The following is a 19,063-nucleotide window of genomic DNA, read 5'->3' as shown; positions in this document are numbered from 1 at the left end:
CCTCGATGTCGATCGCGACCGGGCACGAGGCCACAGCGTCCGCCAGGCCCGGGTGCTGCATCTCCAGCGCCTGCATGCGAGCGGACGCCGCCTTGTCGACCAGCGTCGCCGTCAGCGGTCTCTCATCGACGTCGGCCCACTGCTGCGCGGCCGCCAGCAGCAGCGCCCGTCCGAGCTGCCCCAGCCCCACGACGACCAGGTGGGGGTTCGTGCCCGGCTGGAGGACGAGGTGCTCGGCGACCAGGGCCCGGGCACCGCGCTCGTGCATGTTGAAGAACTCGATGCGCACCGTCTCGTCACCACCGAGGCCGGACCCTCGCAGGTACTGCGACGAGGCTCGACGCGCGCTCGAGACGGACCGCCCGCAGGACGGCCGGGTCCGTGGGATCGCCGGCGAACACCGGGATCTTGTGCGCCCGGAGGGCACTGACCCCGGAGCCGTGCGCGTCCTGGTCGACGCCGACGACGGGGCGGCCGGCCTCGGCCAGTGCCAGCGCCAGCCTGGTGCCCGAGACCCCTAGGCCGCACACGACGGTGTGCCCGCGGAACCCGCTGAGCCGGTAACGAACTGCTCCCGGAACACCACCGACGCGGCCTGGAACAGCGTGCCCATGGCCATGAGCGGTGCCGCGAACCGAGCGACCTCGAGGCGCCGGTTCATGTCTCCGTCACTGCCGCCGTAGGAGAGCACGGCGAGCTGCAGGGTGAGGTACAGGTCGTCGAGGAGCGAGCGGTCGACACCCGGCGCCGCTCGTCCGACAACCAGCCCACCCGCCGAGTATGGGCCGAGGGCCCGTGCTGGTGAGGGTGAACGCGAGGTCAGGCGCTGACCGCGGAGCGCACCTGGTCCAGCATGTCCTGCTCGCCCTGGCTGACCTGCTGGGCGCGGAAGCCCATGAAGCCGCCCTCCTTCGCCGCGTCGGCAGCGGCCTGCGCGGTCGTGACGAGCCAGGCGCCGAACGCGCTGCTCTCCTCCGGGGTCGCCTTCGCGGCGACGATCCCCTGCACCGCCCGCAGCTCGTCCAGGATCTGCTGGCCGGGCGCCCCAGCGCTCTTGTCCAGCTGGTAACCGCTGAGCGGGTTCTGCTTCTGCTGGGTCATGCCCTGGATCTCCAGGGCCACGTCGGTGAGCAGCTGCTCGCGGCTGGGCGGGTTGGTGGCCGACTTGACGGTCGCCATCGTCTCCTTGGCCATCTCGATCGGCCCGCCGGGGTCGGCGAGCGAGATCGCCATCCCGGCCACCAGCGGCGCCCGGCGTACCCGCACCCACTCGTCCTCGCTGAAGTCGCTCTTGGTCGTCACGACACTCTCCTCCTCGGTTGGGTCGATCATCCCGCCTGCCCGTCGTGGGTCAGGCGAATCCGGGCAGGTCGGCCCACGCGTCCGTCGGCACCGGCTCGTCGTCGCGGCGGACCTCGACCTCGATCAGGCCGTAGGGCCGGTCGGCCGCCCAGAAGACCTCGCCGGGGTTGTCCAGCCCGAACGGCGCCAGGTCGGCCACGAAGTGGTGCTTGTTGGGCGCGGACAGCCGCACCTCGCCGACCGTCTCGTCGGCCGCGAGGACGGCGCTGCCCATCTCCCACAGCGTCTGCTGCAGCGCCAGGCTGTGCACCCCGCCGAAGCGCGACACCAGGAGCGCCCGGACGTCGGCGAACGCGTCGTCGTACGACACCGGCTCGGAGCGCCAGCGCCACCGGACGGTCAGCGAGGTCGCCATCACCCGGTCGGTCGTCGGCGCCAGGGTCGTGTAGGAGTCGGTCAGGAAGCCGTGGAACTCCGAGCCGGTCGACTTGAGCAGCACCAGGTCGCGCAGGCCGGACACCACGTGCGTGGTGCCGCTCGTCGCCGTGACGGCGGCCGTGCGGACCTCGGTGCCGCGACGTACGAACGTGTGGTCGTGGGATGCCCCGTCCACCGGCGCGCGGTCCCACACGTGCTCGTCGACGGCGACCCGGGCGGACGACACCGGCTCGACGTCGTCGACGAAGTGCCGCGCCAGCGCCACCGCGAACGCCTCGGGCGAGGAGATGCCGACCTCCTTCGCGTAGGCGAGCACGGTGTTCTTCTGGGTGTCCGTCGGCAGCACAGTGGCCTGGTCGCCGGACAGGTGCGCCGCTGCGAAGTCACCGCGCAGCGCCGTCGACACCACGACGTCGCGGACCTCGTGCCGAGGGGTGTCGCGCACGACGCGCACCACGTGGGTCTCGGCCTTGCCGTAGCGGTTGTCACCGAGCACGACGCCCATGCCGTCAGCTCCCCCGGTAGGTCGAATAGGCGAACGGCGAGAGCAGCAGCGGCACGTGGTGGTGCCCATCGCCGAGGGTGAACGTCACGACGACCTCGGGGTAGAACGTCTCGCGGCCCTGGCCGGCGAACCACTCGCCGGTCGCGAACACCAGCCGGTGCGCGCCGGTCGCCGGCCCGCCGGGGCCACCGAGGTCGCCGGGGCCACCGAGGTCGCCCAGCCGGCCGTCCTCGTCGGTGCGGCCCTCACCGACGACAATGCCGTCGGCGCGCTCCAGCCGGACGCCGACGCCCGCCGCCGGTCGGCCGAACGCGGCATCCAACACGTGCGTCGACACCGTCGGTGGCGCCATCAGCCCTCCTCGACCAGCCGGGTCAGCCGCAGCCGGTTGATGGTCCCGAGCTCCTGGCGGACCACCCGCCGCTCGGTCTCGCGGTCGTTGAGCAAGCGCGAGCGCAGCACGTCGAGCAGCTCCTCTCCGGTGCGGCCGCTCGCCGCGACCAGGTAGACGTGGCCGAAGCGGTCCTCGTAGGTCCGGTTGAGCTGGGGCAGCGCGGCGAGCGTGTCCTGCCCCGAGACGCCGGACTGCTCCTGGCGCGACCGGCTGCCCTCCTGGGTGTGCTCGCCGATCCGCGGGTGGCCGGCGAGCGCGTCGTCGACGTCGCCCTCCGACATCGCGGCCAGCGCGTGATCGGCCGCGCCCAGCAGACCGGGCAGCCCGCCGTACGGCCGGGCGGCGGCGACCTCGGCCACCCATCGCTGGCTCGGGCACACCTCGGCCAGCCGGTTGCGCAGGTCGGTGTCCGAGAGGGCGTCCAGGGCCAGCCCGCCGCGCCGGGCCAGCCGGCGCAGCTCCGCCGGCCCAGGCCCCCCGGCCTGCTCGACCTCGCCGTGGTCGACCGCCCCGCAGTCGACGGCCCGGCTCAGGAAGCCGGCCAGCGCGTACGCCGTCGCCGGCTCGTCGAGCACACCACCCGCCCGCCGGTCGAGGTAGTCGGCCAGCCGCAGCGCCGCGGTCGGGAAGAAGGCCCGGTAGAACGCGAACGTGGCCAGGTAGCGCGTGGGCAGCTGGGCCGGGTGCAGGTCCCAGCCCTGGTAGAGCCCGTGCCGCAGCGACCGGCCGACGAGGGCGGCGTGCAGCGCCCAGGCCGCCTCGACGTGCTCGCGGTCCCCGACCGGCAGCACGTTCGTCGACCCGTCACTCACCCGGACGCCCGTCTGGGCCGCCGCCACCTGCATCACGGCCTTCGCGTGGTCGGCGAGCGGGTGGTCCATCGCCTGCTGACCCGGCGCGACCCCGAGGGATGCGCTGTAGTCGTAGGTCCCGTAGTGCAGCCCGCTGCAGCGGCCACGGGCTGCGTGCACCGCCCGCGCGACCGTGGCCGTGCCGTCGGCACCGAGGACCGCCTGCGGCGTCTCGACCTGCACCTCGAAGTGCAGCACCCGGTCCGGCAGCTGGTGCGCCGACTCGAGCCGCTCGCAGAGCAGCACCATCGCCTCGACCTGCTGCACCGACGTCACCTTCGGCAGGGTCACGACGAAGCCCGGCGGCAGCGCCCCGCCCAGTGCACCGAGCACCAGGTCCAGCGACCGCACGCCGCGGCGTCGGGTCGGCGCCTCGAGCGACTTGACCCGCACGCCGCGCACCAGTGGCGGCACCTCGCCGGTGAGGCCGGCCAGCACCTCGCCGACCCGGACCGCGTCGGTGTCCTCCTCGTCGTCGGGCCGGGCGCCGTAGCCGTCCTCCAGGTCGAGGCGCAGGTCCTCCACCGGCTGCGACCCGAGCTTGGCGAGGACGCGGGGCCAGACCTGCCCGACCAGCGCCTCGTCGAGCCCGGTCACCCGCGCCAGGCCGGCCTCCTCGACGCCCTCCACGGACTCCAGCGCGGCCTCGCCGACCCGGTCGACCACGTGCGGGCCGACCAGCGGGTGGTCGGCGGGCAGGTAGAGCGTGTGCACCGGTTGCCGGGTCGACGGCTCGCCCGGCCAGCCGGTCGCCAGCGCCTGGTCGGCGTCGCCCAGCAGCCGGTCCAGCTCGCCGACCACCCCGTCCGGCAGCGCCGTCACGCGGCTCCCTCCCACCGACTGTGCGTCGACACACCAGACACGCCGGGGTTCTGGTGTCTCAACGCACAGTCGATCACGAGGTGGCGGCCCAGCGGGTGCCCAGGGCGGCCAGCCCGTCGTCGGTGGGGCTGCCCCAGAGCCGCAGCCGGGCCATGCCGCCGTCCGGGTAGACGTCGAGGCGCACGTCGGTCGCCGGGACCGCCGCGGGCAGCACCACGCGGTGCCGGGTGTCGGGCCGGAGCGGCGTACGCGGCACCAGGGGCAGCCACTCCCCTGACCCGTCGCGGGCCCGCAGCGACGCCGACCCCGGGGCGTTCCCGAGGAACCACGTCGTGTCCAGCTCGGCGACCCGCACCACCCCGCGGCAGGCCAGCCGCACCTCGACCCAGTCGTTGCCGTCGTCGCGACGGCGCGCGGTCTCCCAGCCCTCGCCCATGCTGCGAGCCAGGCCCGGAGCGACCAGCCGCAGCGGCGAGCCGTAGTAGAGGTTGCTGCAGCCGACCACGGTGCCGCCGTGCTCGAGCGCTGCGAGGTCGACCGTGCCGAGCGCCTCGAGCAGGTCCGGGTCCGGCACCGGCTCACCGTGCACCCTCAGCCGGGCCACTCCGCCGTCGGGGTAGATGGCGAGCCGCACGTGCGTCCACCGCCGCCCGGAGGACACCTCGAAGGTGTTGGGCGCGTCGCCCTTCAGCGCCGCCCGCTCGACCAGCGTCGACCACTGGGCCGTGCGCAGCTCGTCGACCGACGGGGTGCCGTCGAGGCAGACCGCCTCGACCGCTGCCTCGACCGGGTAGTTGCCGGTGAAGTGGCTGGTGTCCACGACCAGGGTGCGAACCACGCCAGGGAGACCCAGCCGGACGATCGCCTCGTCGCGCGAGTCCGGCGTCCGGTCGCGGCGGCGCCGGGTCTCCCAGCCGTCGTAGACCTGCCCCTTGGCCCCGAACGTCTGCGGCGCGAAGGTCGCCGGGCCTGGGGTGATGAGGTTCTCGCGTCCGGCGAACAGCTCGTCATTGGCCCAGACCACGGTGCCGCCGTGGGTCCGCAGCGCGAGGTCGGGCAGCGGGAGCGCGCCCGAACCGGTCGTGTCCATCACGCGTCTCCCCTCGACAGCAGCCGTCCACGGGCCGGCCGGTCGATGTCCGTCGGGTCGACCGGGACCCCAGCCAACCACGTCCGCCGCACCACCCCGGTGAGCCGTGCGCCGTCGTAGGGCGTGACCTTGTTGCGGTGGTGCAGCGCGTCGGCGACGACGACCAGGGGCTCGTCCGGCGCGAAGGCCACCAGGTCGGCAGCCGCCCCGACCCGGATCGCGCCCTTGCTCCCGAGCCCGGCCAGCACCGCCGGCCCGGCCGCCATCCAGCGCACGACGTCACCCAGGTCGTGCCCGCGGCGGCGCGCCTCGGTCCAGACGAGCGGCAGCCCGAGCTGCAGCGACGCGATGCCGCCCCACGCCTGCGCGAAGTCACCGGTGCCGAGCGCCTTGCGGTCGGCGGTCGAGGGCGAGTGGTCGGACACGACGAGGTCGATGGTCCGGTCGGCGAGCCCGGCCCACAGGGCGTCCCGGTTGGCGTCGCCGCGCACCGGCGGGCAGCACTTGACGGCGGTCGCCCCGTCCGGCACGTCCTCGGCGCGCAGCACCAGGTAGTGCGGGCAGGTCTCCACCGTCAGCCGCACCCCGTCGGCCTTGGCGGCCGCGATGGTCGGCAGCGCGCTCGCGCTGGACAGGTGCACGACGTGCACCCGGGCGCCCGTCGCGCGCGCCGCGTCGACGACCGCGGCGATCGCCGTGTCCTCCGCCTCCGGTGGCCGCGAGAGCAGGAAGTCGGCGTACGCCGGCCCGCCGGTCGGGTCGCGCAGACCCGCGGGGTCCTCGGCGTGCACCAGCAGGAGCCCGTCGGCGGCCGCGATCTCGGCGCACACCGCAGGCAGCCCGTCCAGGCCGACCGCCGGGAACTCGGCGACGCCGGAGTCGGGCAGGAAGCACTTCATGCCGAAGACGCCGGCGCCGAGCAGCTCGCGGAGCCGGCCGGCGTTGCCCGGCACCGCTCCGCCCCAGAAGCCGACGTCGACCAGGACCTGTCCGTCGGCGGCGGACCGCTTCGTCCCGAGCGCGACCGGGTCCAGCGTCGGCGGGATGCTGTTGAGCGGCATGTCGAGCACCGTGGTCACCCCGCCGGCCGCCGCGGCCCGGGTCGCGGTCGCGAAACCTTCCCACTCGGTGCGGCCGGGCTCGTTGACGTGGACGTGAGTGTCGACCAGGCCGGGCAGCAGCACCTCGTCGCCTGCCAGCTCGACCACATCGCGCCCGGTCACGGACCGGTCCAGCGGGCCGAGCTGCCGGACGACTCCGTCGGTGACGGCGAGGGTCGCCGGGCGCTCGCCGTCCGTCAGCACCGCGCGCGCCGCGTGCAGCACCAGGTCGGGCTCCGTCACGGCTGCGACGGACCACCGGGTGACGGACGGAGGGCGATGTCGTCCGGGCGCACCGGCACCCGGGTGAGGAAGAGTCCCGTCGCGTCCCGGATCGCGGCCAGCACGGCCGGGCCGGACGACACCGTCGGCGGCTCACCGACGCCGCGCAATCCGTAGGGGGCGTGCGGGTCGGGCAGCTCGAGCACGTCGACCCGCATCGGCGGCATGTCGAGGATGGTCGGGATCAGGTAGTCGGTGAAGGACGGGTTGCGGATCTGGCCGTCGGTGACGACCACCTCCTCCATGACGGCGAGCCCCATGCCCTGGGCGCTGCCGCCGTGGATCTGGCCGAGCACCGCCTGCGGGTTGACCGCCCGGCCGACGTCCTGCGCGCAGGCCATCTCGACGACCTTGACCAGGCCGAGCTCCACGTCGACGTCGACCACGGCCCGGTGCGCGGCGAACGCGTACTGCACGTGCGCGTCGCCCTGCCCGGTCTCGGGGTCCACAGCCTGGGTCGGCCGGTGCCGCCAGGTCACGGTCTCCTCGACCGGGTCGTCGCCGAGCACCGCTGCCAGGTCGGGCAGCAGGGACGGCCAGCTCTCCCAGTCGTCGCGGCCGGCGCGGAGCAGGACGGCGGCGCGCACCCGGCGGCATGCCTCCTGCACAGCGCCGCCCGTGACGTAGGTCTGCCGCGACGCCGACGTGGAGCCGCCGGAGCCCACCGCCGTGTCGGCCGGGGCCACGACGACCCGGTCGACGCCGAGCTCCGTGCGCGCGATCTGCTGCTGCACCGTCACCAGCCCCTGCCCGACCTCGGCGGCCGCCGTGTGCACCGTGACGGTCGGCTCGCCACCGATCGCCTCGAGCCGCACCCGTGCGGTCGAGAAGTCGTCGAAGCCCTCGCTGAAGCCGATGTTCTTGTAGCCCACCGCCCACCCGACGCCGCGGCGCACACCCTCGCCGTGGGTGGTGTTGGAGACCCCACCCGGTACGTCGCGCAGGTCGTCCCGTGCGGCCGCCGGCATCGGCATCGCCTGCAGCCGGCGCAGCAGCTCGGCGACCGGCGCGGCGCTGTCGACGACCTGACCGGTCGGGGCGACCGAGCCCTCCTCCATCGCATTGCGCACCCGGACCTCCACCGGCTCCATGCCCAGCGCGGCGGCGCCCTTGTCCATCTGCGACTCGTAGGCGAAAGCGGCCTGCACGGCGCCGAAGCCGCGCATCGCGCCGCAGGGCGGGTTGTTGGTGTAGGCCCCCCAGCAGTCCATCCGGACGTTCGGCACGACGTAGGGGCCGATGCCCATCAGCCCCGCGTTGCCGACGACGGCGGCCGACGACGACGCGTAGGCGCCGCCGTCCAGCCAGATCCTCGCCCGCACGAAGAGCAGCTCGCCGTCCTCGGCGAACCCGTGCTCGTAGTGCAGCCGCGCAGGGTGCCGGTGCACGTGCCCGAAGAACGACTCCTCGCGGTTGTAGGACATCTTGACCGGCTTGCCGGTGTGCATCGCGAGCATGCAGGCGTGGACGTGCATCGACAGGTCCTCGCGGCCGCCGAAGGCGCCGCCGACCCCGGCCAGCGTGATCCGCACTCTCTCGGGCGGCAGCCCGAGCGCCCGGCAGACCTGCTGCTGGTCGACGTGCAGCCACTGGGTGGACACGAAGAGGTCGACGCCACCGTCCTCCGCCGGCACCGCGAGCCCCGACTCGGGGCCGAGGAAGGCCTGGTCCTGCATGCCGACCTCGTACTCGCCGGAGACGACGACGTTCGCCTGGGCCCTTGCCTCCTCCAGGTCGCCCTTGCGCACCTTGAGGTGCCGGATCAGGTTGCCGTGCGGCCGCAGCACGGCGGCCTCGCGGCTGAGCTCCATGACCGGCGTGGGCTCCGGGTGCAGGGTCTCGGCCGGGCCGTGCTCTCCGTGGCCGAGCGCGACCCGGGCGTCGGTGACCGGCTCGAGCACGTCGTAGTCGACGACGATGCGGGAGGCGGCCCGCCGTGCGGTCTCCGGGTGGTCGGCCGCGACCAGCGCCACCGGCTCGCCCTGGTAGAGCACGACGTCCTTGGCGAGCACCGGCTGGTCGGCGAACTCGAGCCCGTAGCGCAGCTCGCCCGGCACGTCGTCGGCGGTCAGCACCGCGTGGACGCCCGGCACCGCAAGCGCCGGGCCGATGTCGAGGGACCGGATGCGGGCATGCGGGTGCGGGCTGCGCAGCGTGACGCCCCACAGCATGTCGTCCATCCAGAGGTCGCTGCCGTAGGAGAACTCGCCGGTGACCTTCAGGGTGCCGTCGGGCCGCGACGCGTCGGTGCCGACGCCGCCGTCGGTGCCGCGCCGGGTCTCCGTCGTGGTCGAGGTCGTCGTCGTCGTCGAGGTCGTCGTCGTCGAGGTCGTCGTCGAGGTCGTCGTTGTCACGAGGCAGCCCTCGCGCGCAAGGTGCGGCCGGCGGTCTCGGCGTCGCGGGCCGCGGCGTCCTCGTCGACGGTGACCAGCCGGCCGGCCTCGACCACCACCCGGCCGCCCACCAGCAGCAGCTCCAGCGGCGGGGCGGACCCGAGGACCAGCGCCACGACCGGGTCGTCGACACCCGCGTGGGCCAGCGTGTCGACCCGCCAGACCGCGAGGTCGGCCAGCTTCCCCGGCTCCAGCGAGCCGATCTCGTCCTGACGACCCAGCACCCGTGCCCCTCCCACGGTCGCCATCTCCAGCGCGTCCCGCACCGTCAGCTCGCGGGGCCCGCCCCGTGCCCGGGCGAAGAGCACCGCGTGCCGCACCTCCTCGAGCAGGCTGCCCGCCTCGTTGGACGCCGCCCCGTCGACGCCGAGGCCGACCGGCACGCCGGCGTCGCGGAGATCGCGGGTGCGTGCGATGCCGGCGCCGAGCCGGGCGTTGCTCGACGGGCAGTGCGCCACGCCGGTGCCGGTCTCGCCGAGCCGGACGACGTCGGAGTCGGAGAGGTGCACCGTGTGCGCGAGCCAGACGTCGTCGCCGAGCCAGCCGAGCGTCGCCATGTGCTCGACCGGTGTCGCACCGAAGCGCTCGCGGCAGAACTCCTCCTCGTCGAGCGTCTCGGCGAGATGCGTGTGCAGGCGCACACCGTGCCGCCGGGCCAGCGCGGACGCCTCGGTCATCAGCTTCGACGTCACCGAGAACGGCGAGCACGGCGCGACGCCCACCCGCACCATGGCATCCGGCGACGGGTCGTGGAACCGGCTGATCGCGTCCTCCGTGGCGGACAGGATCACGTCGAGGTCCTCCACCACCGGGTCCGGCGGCAGCCCGCCCTGCGAGGTGCCGAGGTCCATCGAGCCGCGGGTGGGGTGGAAGCGCAGCCCCACCGCCGACGCCGCCGACACCTCGGCGCCCAGCAGGTCGCCGCCGCCGTGCGGGAACACGTAGTGGTGGTCGGTGGAGGTCGTGCAGCCGGTGAGCGCCATCCGGCCGAGCGCCGCGGTGGCTGCGGCCCGCACCACCTCCTCGTCGAGCCCGGCCCAGACCGGGTAGAGGGCCACCAGCCACTCGAAAAGGGTCGAGTCGACGGCGTGCCCGCGGGTCGCCCACTGGTAGAGGTGCTGGTGGGTGTTGACGAGCCCCGGAGTCACCACGCAGCCGGCGGCGGGCACGACTCGACCGGCTTCGCGACGTACGTCGTCAGGTGCTCGCCCCGCAGCCACCGAGACGACCCGCCCGTCCTTCACCACCACGTGGCCCGACACGTGCTCGGTGCGCCGGGCGTCCATCGTGACGACGTGCGCGCCGTCCAGGACGATGCTGTTCATCGCATCCGCTCCGCCGCGGTGCGCACGGCGGCCAGCACGTGCTCGTAGCCGGTGCACCGGCACAGGTTGCCGGCCAGCGCCTCGCGCACCTCGGCGTCGTCGGGCGACGGGTCGCGGGCGAGCAGGTCGTGCACCGCCACGACGAGCCCGGGCGTGCAGAAGCCGCACTGGACGGCACCGGCGTCGAGGAACGCCTGCTGCACCGGGTGCAGGTCGTCGTCGGCGCCGGCCAGTCCCTCCACCGTGACGACCTCGCTGCCGGCCGCCTGGCCGGCGGCGACCAGGCAGGCGCACACGACGTCGCCGTCGAGGTAGACCGAGCACGACCCGCACTCGCCCTGCTCGCAGGCGTTCTTGGAACCGGGCAGGCCGAGCCGCTCGCGCAGCACGTAGAGCAGGCTCTCGCCCTCCCACACGTCGTCGGCCCGGCGCCGGTCGCCGTTGACCGTCAGCTCGACTCTCATGGCGCCCTCCGATGGTCGCTCCACGCCCAGCTCAGTGCCCGCCGGCCGAGCACCGACAGCGCGTGCCGCCGGTAGCCGGCGGTGCCGCGGACGTCGTCGATCGGGCTGGCCGCCTCGCCGACCAGCCGACCGAACTCGGCGGCCACCTCGTCGGTCAGCTCTCCGCGCCCGTCCCAGTCCAGGGCACCGGCCGCGAAGTCCTCGGCGGCAGACGCGTGGCGCGGCGTGGGTGCGGCCGAGCCGATCGCGGCACCGACGCCGCGACGGTCCGGGTGCAGCGCCAGACCGAAGGAGGTGACGGCGATGACCATCGCGTTGCGGGTGCCGACCTTGGCGAACTGCTGCGGCCCGGCGGCCGGCGGCAGGCGGATCGCGGCGATCAGCTCGTCCGGCTCGAGCGCGCTCTTCTTCACGCCGGTGAAGAAGTCGGCGACCGGGATGCTGCGGGTTCCTCGGGCCGCCGACCCGACCTCGACGGTCGCGCCCACGGCCAGCAGGACGGGGTGGCAGTCACCGGCGGGCGACGCCGACCCGACGTTGCCGCCGACCGTGCCGCGCGCCCGGATCTGCGGCGAGCCGACCGTGCGCGACGCCATCGCCAGCCCCGGCGCGAGGCCGCCGAGCTCGGTCATCACCCGCAGGTAGGTCACGCCGGCGCCCAGCCGCACACCACCGTCGTCCGTGCGCGACCACTCCCGCAGCTCGGGCACCTTGGTGAGGTCCAGGAGCACGTCAGGGCGGTGCCGGTCGAAGTTCAGCTCGACCATCACGTCCGTGCCGCCGGCGATCGGCGTGCAGCCCGGGTGCTCGGCGCGCGCCGCGAGCGCATCGGCCCACGACCGCGGTGCCACGAACTCCACGCGCGCCTCCCGTCGGGTGTCACCTGAGGGGAAACATAGGCCCCACGGGCCTCCCTCGTCAGGGGAGGCGCACGTGCAGGCGCGCGGTGGTGCCGGCCGCGCCGGAGCGGACCTGCACCAGGTCGCAGAGCTGGTTGGCGATCCACAGCCCGCGACCGCCGGTGCGGTCCAGCACCGGGCGGCGGCGGCCGACCAGCGGGTCGGCGATGACGCCCTCGTCGGTGACCTCGCAGACCAGGGAGCCGTCCTCGGTCCAGACCCGCAGCACGCCCAGACCGCCCCCGTGCAGCAGGCTGTTGGACGCCACCTCGTCGACCGAGAGCTCCACGTCGTCGAGCCGCGCGTCGGCCAGCCCCAGCTCGGCGCCGTGCCGCCGGACCAGCCGGCGCACCGACGAGAGGTCGCCGCCGGTGAACGGCAGCTCGGCCGGCGTCTCCGCCGGCGGCGGCAGCGGGTCGCCGCGCAGCGCGCGCTGCGGCGGCACCCGGTGGTACGTCGCGCTGGTGCTCTGGCCGGCCGCGTCGGCCACCACCGGGTGGGTGGCCCGCGCCTGGTCGAGCACGCTGCCCGGCAGACCGACCGCGTCGTACGGGCAGAGCAGGCGCCACGACCGGCCGGACTCGAACGCGACGTTGAGCAGCGACTCGTGCAGCACGCACTCGGCGAGCTCGGCGGGACTGCGCCCGGCCCAGACCGGCTCCCCGATGCCGCGCACGCCGCGGCCCCGGTGGGCGTCGAGGAAGTCCTGCCACTCCGGGATGATCCGCGCCGGGTTGGCGCCGACGTCGGCCATGTCGAGCACCTGCACGGCCGGCTCCGCGCCGAAGAAGCTGCGCAGCCACTGCGCCCGCCGGGCGGGCACCGCCACCAGGACCGCCTCGTCGGCGGCCAGCCCGTCGCGGACGAACGACACCGACGCCTCGAGGAAGTCGGCGGGGTCGGTGTAGAAGAAGGCCTCGTGCGAGAAGCCAGGCTCGAGGCTCGGGTCGACGACGGCTTGCGCTGTCACGGCACTCCGGGTGGTCGCCGGTCGGGACCCCGCCACGTTACTCGTCCCGCGGGCCGTCTCCCAGGGCGTTCTGGCCCTCCGTCTCGGCATGCCGAGCCTGCAATCGTTCGCGGATCTCCTCGGGGGTGTACGCACGGCGCCGGCGCTCCGCGCGGGCCACCGCGGCGCCGGTGGCCGCGATGCCCACCACGCCGGCCAGGCCGAGCAGCTTCCAGACGGACCCGCCCCGACCACCACGACTCATGCCGCCACCCTAGGCCGCGATCCGTACGGTAGTCGGGTGCCGCCGCTGACCCTGGACGCCGCCGTCGACCTGACCCGCACCGGTGACGTGTGGCTCTTCCGCGGCCGCACGGCCGCCGACCGGGCGATCCAGTTGAGCACCAACAGCCCGGTCAACCACGTCGGCATGTCGGTCGTCCTCGAGGACATGCCGCCGCTGATGTGGCACGCCGAGCTGGGCCGCTCGCTGCCCGACGTCTGGGCCGGCACCCACCACCGCGGCGTGCAGCTGCACGTGCTGCGGGACGCCGTGCTCACCTGGGGCCGCCGCTACGGCCAGCAGGCCTGGCTGCGTCAGCTGCACCACGCCCACGGCGACCTCACCCGGGAGCAGGAGGACGCGCTGCTGCGCACCATCGCCCGCCTGGACGGCACGCCGTTCCCCTCCACGACCCGCCTGGCCTCGCGGTGGCTATTGGCGCGGCGACGTCCGGAGCGAGGAACGAGCGCAGGCGGAGCGCGCCCATCGCGATGGGGCCGGGTGCCACGGCGCCGCCGGGACTACGATGGAGGGTCGGCCGGAGGGCCGACCGGGCCGGCCCAGCTGGAGACCGCGTTCTGCGCCGAGGTGGTGGCGGCGAGCTACCACGCCATGCGGCTGCTACCCGACGAGCTGGCACGGCGTAGCCCGAGCTGGTACGACCCGGGGCGCTTCTGGTCCGGCGACGGCCTGCCGCTGCTCGGGGGCGCCTGGCTGGGCGACGAGATCGCGGTCGAGGTCCCGCCGCTCTGAGGGGGCAGACTTTCGCACGGCGGACGAATTCCGGAAGGAGGGCCCTGATGACCGGGCCAGACGCACCTCCCGCACCGGCCGCGCCCGTTCGTGTCCTGGTGGCGCCGGACAAGTTCAAAGGCAGCCTCTCCGCCGCCCAGGCCGCCGAGGCCATCGCCGCCGGCGTGCGCGACGCGGCGGACGCGCTGGGCATCGACGTGGAGGTCCGGCTCCAGCCGGTCGCCGACGGCGGGGAAGGCATCGTCGCCGCCGCGCTGGCCGCCGGCTACCGCCTCCACCCGGTCGCCGTGTCCGGCCCCCTCGGCGACAAGGTCGACGCCGGCATCGCGATCGGCTCCGGGGCCGACGGGTCGGCCGTGGCGGTCGTCGAGCTGGCCACCGCCTCGGGCCTGGCGCTGCTGCCTGGGGGCAGCGGCGACGCGACGACGGCCCTGGCCGCTAGCAGCCGGGGCACCGGCGAGCTGGTGCGGGCCGCCTTGGACTCGGGCGCCACCCGGGTCGTGCTCGGCATCGGTGGCAGCGCGTCCACCGACGGCGGGGCCGGGCTGGCCACCGCCCTCGCGGTGCGCTTCCTCGACACGGACGGCCAGGACCTGGACCCCGGGGGCCGGGCGCTGGCCGGCCTGGACCGCATCGACACCAGCGTCCGGGACCCGCGGCTGGACACCGTCGAGGTCGTCGTCGCGAGCGACGTCGACAACCCGCTGACCGGCCCGCGGGGCGCCGCGGCGGTCTTCGCCCCGCAGAAGGGCGCCGGCCCCGCCGAGGTGGAGCTGCTCGAGGCCGCGCTGCGGCGGCTGGCCGAGGTGCTGCGCCGCGACACCGGCGTCGACGTCGAGACCGCGGCCGGGGCCGGGGCGGCCGGCGGGGTCGGCGCCGGGGCGATGGCCCTGCTCGGTGCACGGCTGGTCCCCGGCATCGACCTGGTGCTCGACCTGGTGGGCTTCGACACCGCGCTGGCGGGCACCGACCTGGTCGTGACCGGCGAGGGGTCCTTCGACGAGCAGAGCCTCGGCGGCAAGGCCCCGGTCGGGGTCGCCCGCCGTGCCGTGGCCCAGGGCGTCCCGGTCGTCATGCTCGCGGGCCGGCTGCAGCTGACCGATGACGCACGCGACGGCCTGAACGACCTGGGCGTCGTCGCCGCGCACGCGATCACCGAGCTCGTCCCCGACCTCGCGGTGGCCCAGGGCCGCGCGGCCGAGCTGCTGCGCGACCTGGCCGGCCGCACGCTGGCCGCCGTGCTGACCGACCTACCACAGAGGAGCGTGCCGACATGAGCAGCCGTGACGGCATCGACGGCGTCCGCGTCGACGGACCCCTCCACGACCGCTACGACGAGGTGCTGACCGACGAGGCGCTCGACGTCCTCGCCGGCCTGCACCGGACCTTCGACGCGCGCCGCCGCGAGCTGGTCGTGGCCCGCACCGCGCGCTACGAGGAGATCGCCGGCGGCGGCAGCCTCGACTTCCTCGCCGAGACCAAGGACGTCCGCGAGGACGACACCTGGCGGGTCGCGCCGCACTCCCCGGGCCTGGTCGACCGGCGCGCCGAGATCACCGGCCCGACCGACCGCAAGATGACGATCAACGCGCTCAACTCCGGCGCCAAGGTGTGGCTCGCCGACCTCGAGGACGCCAACACCCCGCTGTGGGAGAACGTCGTCGAAGGTCAGCTCAACCTGCGCGACGCGATCGAGCGACGCATCGACTTCACCTCGCCGGAGGGCAAGACGTACGCCCTCAACGACTCGACGGCGACGATCGTGGTGCGGCCCCGCGGCTGGCACCTGCCGGAGAAGCACATCCTGGTCGACGGGGAGCGCACGTCGGGCAGCCTCACCGACTTCGGCCTCTACTTCTTCCACAACGCGGAGCGCCTGGTCGACCTCGGGGTCGGCCCGTACTTCTACCTGCCGAAGATGGAGAGCCACCTCGAGGCGCGGCTGTGGAACGACGTCTTCGTGCACGCGCAGGACGCCCTCGGCATCCCGCAGGGCACCGTCCGGGCGACCGTGCTCATCGAGACCTACCCGGCGGCCTTCGAGATGGAGGAGATCCTCTACGAGCTGCGCGACCACTCGGCCGGGCTCAACGCCGGCCGCTGGGACTACATGTTCTCGGTCATCAAGACCCACCGCACGCGCGGCAAGGACTTCCTGCTGCCCGACCGCAACTCGGTGAACATGACGGTGCCCTTCATGCGCGCCTACACCGAGCTGCTGGTCCGCACCTGCCACAAGCGCGGCGCGCACGCGATCGGCGGCATGGCGGCCTTCATCCCGAGCAGGGACGAGAAGGTCAACGAGGCCGCCTACGCCAAGGTGCGCGACGACAAGACCCGCGAGGCCAACGACGGCTTCGACGGCTCCTGGGTCGCGCACCCCGGGATGGTCGCCACCTGCACCGAGGTCTTCGACGGCGTGCTCGGCGACCGGCCGAACCAGGTCGACAAGACGCGCGACGACGTGCACGTCACGGCTGGGCAGCTGCTCGACGTGCGGTCCACGCCCGGCTCGGTCACCGAGGCCGGCCTGCGCAGCAACATCAACGTCGGCATCCGATACCTGGAGACCTGGCTGCGCGGCACCGGCGCCGTCGGCATCAACAACCTGATGGAGGACGCGGCGACCGCGGAGATCTCCCGGTCGCAGGTCTGGCACTGGCTGCACAACGACGTCGAGCTCGACGACGGCCAGACCGTCACCCGCGCCCTGGTCGAGCGGCTGGTCGAGGAGGAGATGGCCGGCATCCGCGAGTCGGTCGGCGACGACGCCTTCGCCAAGGGCAGGTGGGACGACGCCCGGTCGCTGTTCACCGACATGGCCCTGTCCGACGACTACGAGGACTTCCTGACGCTGCCCGCCTACGAGCGGATGCCGTGAGCCCGATGGGTGGCCAGCCGGACGACATCGTGGACGACATCGTGGACGACATCGTGGACGGCATGCCAGCGTTGGCGCAGCGGCTCCGCGCCGAGCTCGGTGACGCCGCGGTGCTGACCGACCGGACCCGCCTGAGGACGTACGAGTGCGACGGCCTCGCGCACTACAAGGTGACGCCGGCGGTCGTGGTCCTCCCCCGCAGCACCGGCCAGGTCGCCGCGACCGTGCGCGCCTGCCACGACGCCGGTGTGCCGTTCGTGGCCAGAGGGTCAGGCACCGGGTTGTCGGGAGGCGCCCTGCCGCACGCAGAGGGCGTGCTGATCGTGCTGTCGCAGATGCGGACCATCCGCGCGGTCGACGCGGCCGACCAGCGCGCGGTGCTCGACCCCGGCGTCATCAACCTGCAGGTGAGCAAGGCGGCCGCTCCGCACGGCTACTACTACGCGCCGGACCCGTCGAGCCAGCAGATCTGCTCCATCGGCGGCAACGTCGCCGAGAACTCCGGCGGGGCGCACTGCCTGAAGTACGGCTTCACCACCAACCACGTCACCGGCCTCGAGCTGGTCACGCCGGAGGGCGACGTGGTGCGGCTCGGCGGCCGGGCGCCGGACCCGCCCGGCTACGACCTGCTCGGCGCCTTCGTCGGGTCGGAGGGCACCCTGGGCATCACCACCGAGGTGACGGTGCGGCTGACCCGCGCGCCGGAGACCGTGCGCACCCTGCTGGCCGCCTTCCCGTCGACCGACGAGGCCGGCGGCGCCGTGTCGGCGGTCATCGGCGCCGGGGTGGTGCCCGCGGCGGTCGAGATGATGGACGCGCTGGCGATCGAGGCAGCAGAGGCGGCCGTGCAGTGCGGCTATCCCGAGGGTGCCGGCGCCGTCCTGGTCGTCGAGCTCGACGGGCCGGCCCCCGAGGTCGAGGCGCAGTTCACCGAGGTCGAGCGGCACTGCCGCGACAACGCCGCCTTCGAGATCCGGATCGCGGCCGACGAGACCGAGCGGGCGCTGTTCTGGAAGGGCCGCAAGTCGGCCTTCGCCGCCGTCGGCCGGATCAGCCCCGACTACATCGTGCAGGACGGGGTCATCCCGCGGACCGCGCTGCCCGAGGTGCTGCGGCGGATCGCCGACCTCTCCAGCGGCTCCGGGGTCCGGATCGCCAACGTCTTCCACGCCGGCGACGGCAACCTGCACCCGCTGGTGCTCTTCGACGACTCGGTGCCCGGCCAGGCCGACGCGGCCGAGAAGGTGTCCGGTGCGATCCTCGACCTCTGCATCGAGCACGGCGGCTCGATCACCGGCGAGCACGGCGTCGGGGTGGACAAGGCGACGTACATGCCGCGGATGTTCACTGACGACGACCTCGACACGATGCAGATGCTGCGCTGCGCCTTCGACCCGCAGCGGCTGTCCAACCCGGGCAAGGTCTTCCCGACGCCGCGGCTGTGCGGCGAGCGGCCCGGCCGGCACAAGGGGCCGCACCCGCTGCAGCAGGCCGGCCTGGCGGAGGTGTTCTGAGCCGATGCCACCGCGCGGGCGGAAGCAGACGGAGCCGACCCAACCCGGCGACGCCGTCCTCGACGCGCTGCGCAAGGTCTGCGACAGCGCACGGGCGGCGACCGGCGCCGACGCGGTGTCCGGTGTCCCGGCGCGCTACGTCGCGGGACCGTCGTCGACCGAGCAGGCCGCGGACGTGATGGGCGTCGCCGCCGGGCACGACCTCGCGGTCGTCGCCCGCGGCGCCGCCACGAAGCTCGACTGGGGGCTCCCGCCGACACGCGTCGACCTGGTCGTCGACACCACCTCGCTCACCGGCGTCGTCGACCACGCGGCCGGTGACCTGGTCTGCGTGGTGCGCGCCGGCACGCCGGTGCGCGAGCTGCAGGACGCGCTCGCCGGCGCGGGTCAGCAGCTGGCGCTCGACACGCCGTTCCCCGGCGCGACGGTCGGCGGCACGGTCGCCGTCTCCACCAGCGGGCCGCGGCGGCTGCTCCACGGCACGTTGCGCGACCTGCTCATCGGCATCACCTTCGTGCGCGCTGACGGGGTCGTCGCGAAGTCCGGCGGCACCGTCGTCAAGAACGTCGCCGGCTACGACTTCGGCAAGCTGCTGCTCGGCTCCTACGGCACCCTCGGGCTGGTCACCGAGGTCGTCGTGCGGCTGCACCCGCTGCCCGACGCCCGCCGGGTCGTCGTGGTGCGCACGTCCGACCCGGCCGCGGCCTCCGCCGCCGCAGCTGCCGTGACGGGGTCGCAGCTCGTGCCGTCGGCGGTCGAGGTCGACCAGCAGGGCACCAGCCCCGGCGCGGTCACCGTGCTGCTCGAGGGGATCGAGG

General features: G+C 74.4%; 18 protein-coding genes. 5 read left to right on the top strand and 13 right to left on the bottom strand.

The features are described 5' to 3' along the window. The 13 genes from VK640_15975 to VK640_15915 all read right to left on the bottom strand — a co-directional run. Positions 1-289 (bottom strand): hypothetical protein (locus VK640_15975; GenBank protein HTE74674.1); only part of this gene is annotated, 289 nt, incomplete at its 3' end. A gap of 530 nt (positions 290-819) precedes the next feature. Continuing rightward, complete coding sequence (locus tag VK640_15970; GenBank protein ID HTE74673.1) at positions 820-1,302, bottom strand: hypothetical protein; 483 nt, start codon at positions 1,300-1,302, stop codon at positions 820-822. Positions 1,303-1,351: 49 nt separating this feature from the next. Then, positions 1,352-2,245: a urate oxidase gene (gene pucL / locus VK640_15965; protein HTE74672.1), complete on the bottom strand. Its 894-nt coding sequence runs from the start codon at positions 2,243-2,245 to the stop codon at positions 1,352-1,354. A gap of 4 nt (positions 2,246-2,249) precedes the next feature. Continuing rightward, positions 2,250-2,597, bottom strand: a complete 348-nt coding sequence (uraH, locus tag VK640_15960) for a hydroxyisourate hydrolase (GenBank protein ID HTE74671.1) — start codon at positions 2,595-2,597, stop codon at positions 2,250-2,252. After that, positions 2,597-4,312 carry a 2-oxo-4-hydroxy-4-carboxy-5-ureidoimidazoline decarboxylase gene (gene uraD / locus VK640_15955; protein ID HTE74670.1) on the bottom strand — a complete coding sequence of 572 codons (1,716 nt, stop codon included), beginning with the start codon at positions 4,310-4,312 and terminating at the stop codon, positions 2,597-2,599. The genes uraH and uraD overlap by 1 nt, the downstream gene beginning before the upstream one ends. Before the next feature lie 73 nt (positions 4,313-4,385). Continuing rightward, complete coding sequence (gene alc / locus VK640_15950) at positions 4,386-5,402, bottom strand: allantoicase (GenBank protein ID HTE74669.1); 1,017 nt, start codon at positions 5,400-5,402, stop codon at positions 4,386-4,388. Then, positions 5,402-6,745, bottom strand: coding sequence for an allantoinase AllB (gene allB / locus VK640_15945; GenBank protein HTE74668.1), 1,344 nt, complete (start codon positions 6,743-6,745; stop codon positions 5,402-5,404). The genes alc and allB overlap by 1 nt, the downstream gene beginning before the upstream one ends. Beyond that, positions 6,742-9,138: a molybdopterin cofactor-binding domain-containing protein gene (locus VK640_15940; GenBank protein ID HTE74667.1), complete on the bottom strand. Its 2,397-nt coding sequence runs from the start codon at positions 9,136-9,138 to the stop codon at positions 6,742-6,744. The genes allB and VK640_15940 overlap by 4 nt, the downstream gene beginning before the upstream one ends. Beyond that, on the bottom strand, positions 9,135-10,502 hold the full coding sequence (locus VK640_15935) for an 8-oxoguanine deaminase (GenBank protein ID HTE74666.1): 1,368 nt from the start codon (positions 10,500-10,502) through the stop codon (positions 9,135-9,137). The genes VK640_15940 and VK640_15935 overlap by 4 nt, the downstream gene beginning before the upstream one ends. Continuing rightward, positions 10,499-10,966 carry a (2Fe-2S)-binding protein gene (locus VK640_15930; GenBank protein HTE74665.1) on the bottom strand — a complete coding sequence of 156 codons (468 nt, stop codon included), beginning with the start codon at positions 10,964-10,966 and terminating at the stop codon, positions 10,499-10,501. The genes VK640_15935 and VK640_15930 overlap by 4 nt, the downstream gene beginning before the upstream one ends. Further along, positions 10,963-11,826 carry an FAD binding domain-containing protein gene (locus tag VK640_15925; protein HTE74664.1) on the bottom strand — a complete coding sequence of 288 codons (864 nt, stop codon included), beginning with the start codon at positions 11,824-11,826 and terminating at the stop codon, positions 10,963-10,965. Before VK640_15925 ends, VK640_15930 begins: the two co-directional genes overlap by 4 nt. Before the next feature lie 58 nt (positions 11,827-11,884). Beyond that, the gene (locus VK640_15920) at positions 11,885-12,835 is read right to left on the bottom strand and encodes a sensor histidine kinase (GenBank protein HTE74663.1); all 951 of its coding nucleotides are present in this window, start codon (positions 12,833-12,835) and stop codon (positions 11,885-11,887) included. A 37-nt stretch (positions 12,836-12,872) separates the two neighbouring features. Beyond that, positions 12,873-13,079: a hypothetical protein gene (locus VK640_15915; protein ID HTE74662.1), complete on the bottom strand. Its 207-nt coding sequence runs from the start codon at positions 13,077-13,079 to the stop codon at positions 12,873-12,875. 36 nt (positions 13,080-13,115) lie between these two features. Here VK640_15915 and VK640_15910 point away from each other — a divergent pair, with 36 nt between their 5' ends. The 5 genes from VK640_15910 to VK640_15890 form a co-directional block, all read left to right on the top strand. Next, the gene (locus VK640_15910) at positions 13,116-13,850 is read left to right on the top strand and encodes a hypothetical protein (GenBank protein ID HTE74661.1); all 735 of its coding nucleotides are present in this window, start codon (positions 13,116-13,118) and stop codon (positions 13,848-13,850) included. A gap of 47 nt (positions 13,851-13,897) precedes the next feature. Continuing rightward, complete coding sequence (locus tag VK640_15905) at positions 13,898-15,127, top strand: glycerate kinase (GenBank protein HTE74660.1); 1,230 nt, start codon at positions 13,898-13,900, stop codon at positions 15,125-15,127. Continuing rightward, entirely contained in the window at positions 15,124-16,731 is a 1,608-nt protein-coding gene (gene aceB / locus VK640_15900) for a malate synthase A (GenBank protein ID HTE74659.1), read from the top strand. The genes VK640_15905 and aceB overlap by 4 nt, the downstream gene beginning before the upstream one ends. Positions 16,732-16,793: 62 nt before the next feature. Next, on the top strand, positions 16,794-18,245 hold the full coding sequence (locus VK640_15895; GenBank protein ID HTE74658.1) for an FAD-linked oxidase C-terminal domain-containing protein: 1,452 nt from the start codon (positions 16,794-16,796) through the stop codon (positions 18,243-18,245). Positions 18,246-18,249: 4 nt separating this feature from the next. After that, the coding region (locus tag VK640_15890; protein ID HTE74657.1) for an FAD-binding oxidoreductase at positions 18,250-19,063 on the top strand (814 nt) is incomplete at its 3' end.

This window comes from Actinomycetes bacterium, assembly GCA_035489715.1.
In the GTDB taxonomy this organism is placed as follows: domain Bacteria; phylum Actinomycetota; class Actinomycetes; order JACCUZ01; family JACCUZ01; genus DATHAP01.
This window is presented reverse-complemented; position numbering and strand designations above follow the sequence as displayed.

Coding starts and splice junctions, on each gene's coding strand:
- VK640_15905 (HTE74660.1), top strand. CDS start 13,898: ATGACCGGGCCAGACGCACCTCCCGCACCGGCCGCGCCCGTTCGTGTC.
- alc (HTE74669.1), bottom strand. CDS start 5,402: ATGGACACGACCGGTTCGGGCGCGCTCCCGCTGCCCGACCTCGCGCTG.
- uraH (HTE74671.1), bottom strand. CDS start 2,597: ATGGCGCCACCGACGGTGTCGACGCACGTGTTGGATGCCGCGTTCGGC.
- pucL (HTE74672.1), bottom strand. CDS start 2,245: ATGGGCGTCGTGCTCGGTGACAACCGCTACGGCAAGGCCGAGACCCAC.
- VK640_15930 (HTE74665.1), bottom strand. CDS start 10,966: ATGAGAGTCGAGCTGACGGTCAACGGCGACCGGCGCCGGGCCGACGAC.
- VK640_15935 (HTE74666.1), bottom strand. CDS start 10,502: ATGAACAGCATCGTCCTGGACGGCGCGCACGTCGTCACGATGGACGCC.
- VK640_15895 (HTE74658.1), top strand. CDS start 16,794: ATGCCAGCGTTGGCGCAGCGGCTCCGCGCCGAGCTCGGTGACGCCGCG.
- VK640_15915 (HTE74662.1), bottom strand. CDS start 13,079: ATGAGTCGTGGTGGTCGGGGCGGGTCCGTCTGGAAGCTGCTCGGCCTG.
- aceB (HTE74659.1), top strand. CDS start 15,124: ATGAGCAGCCGTGACGGCATCGACGGCGTCCGCGTCGACGGACCCCTC.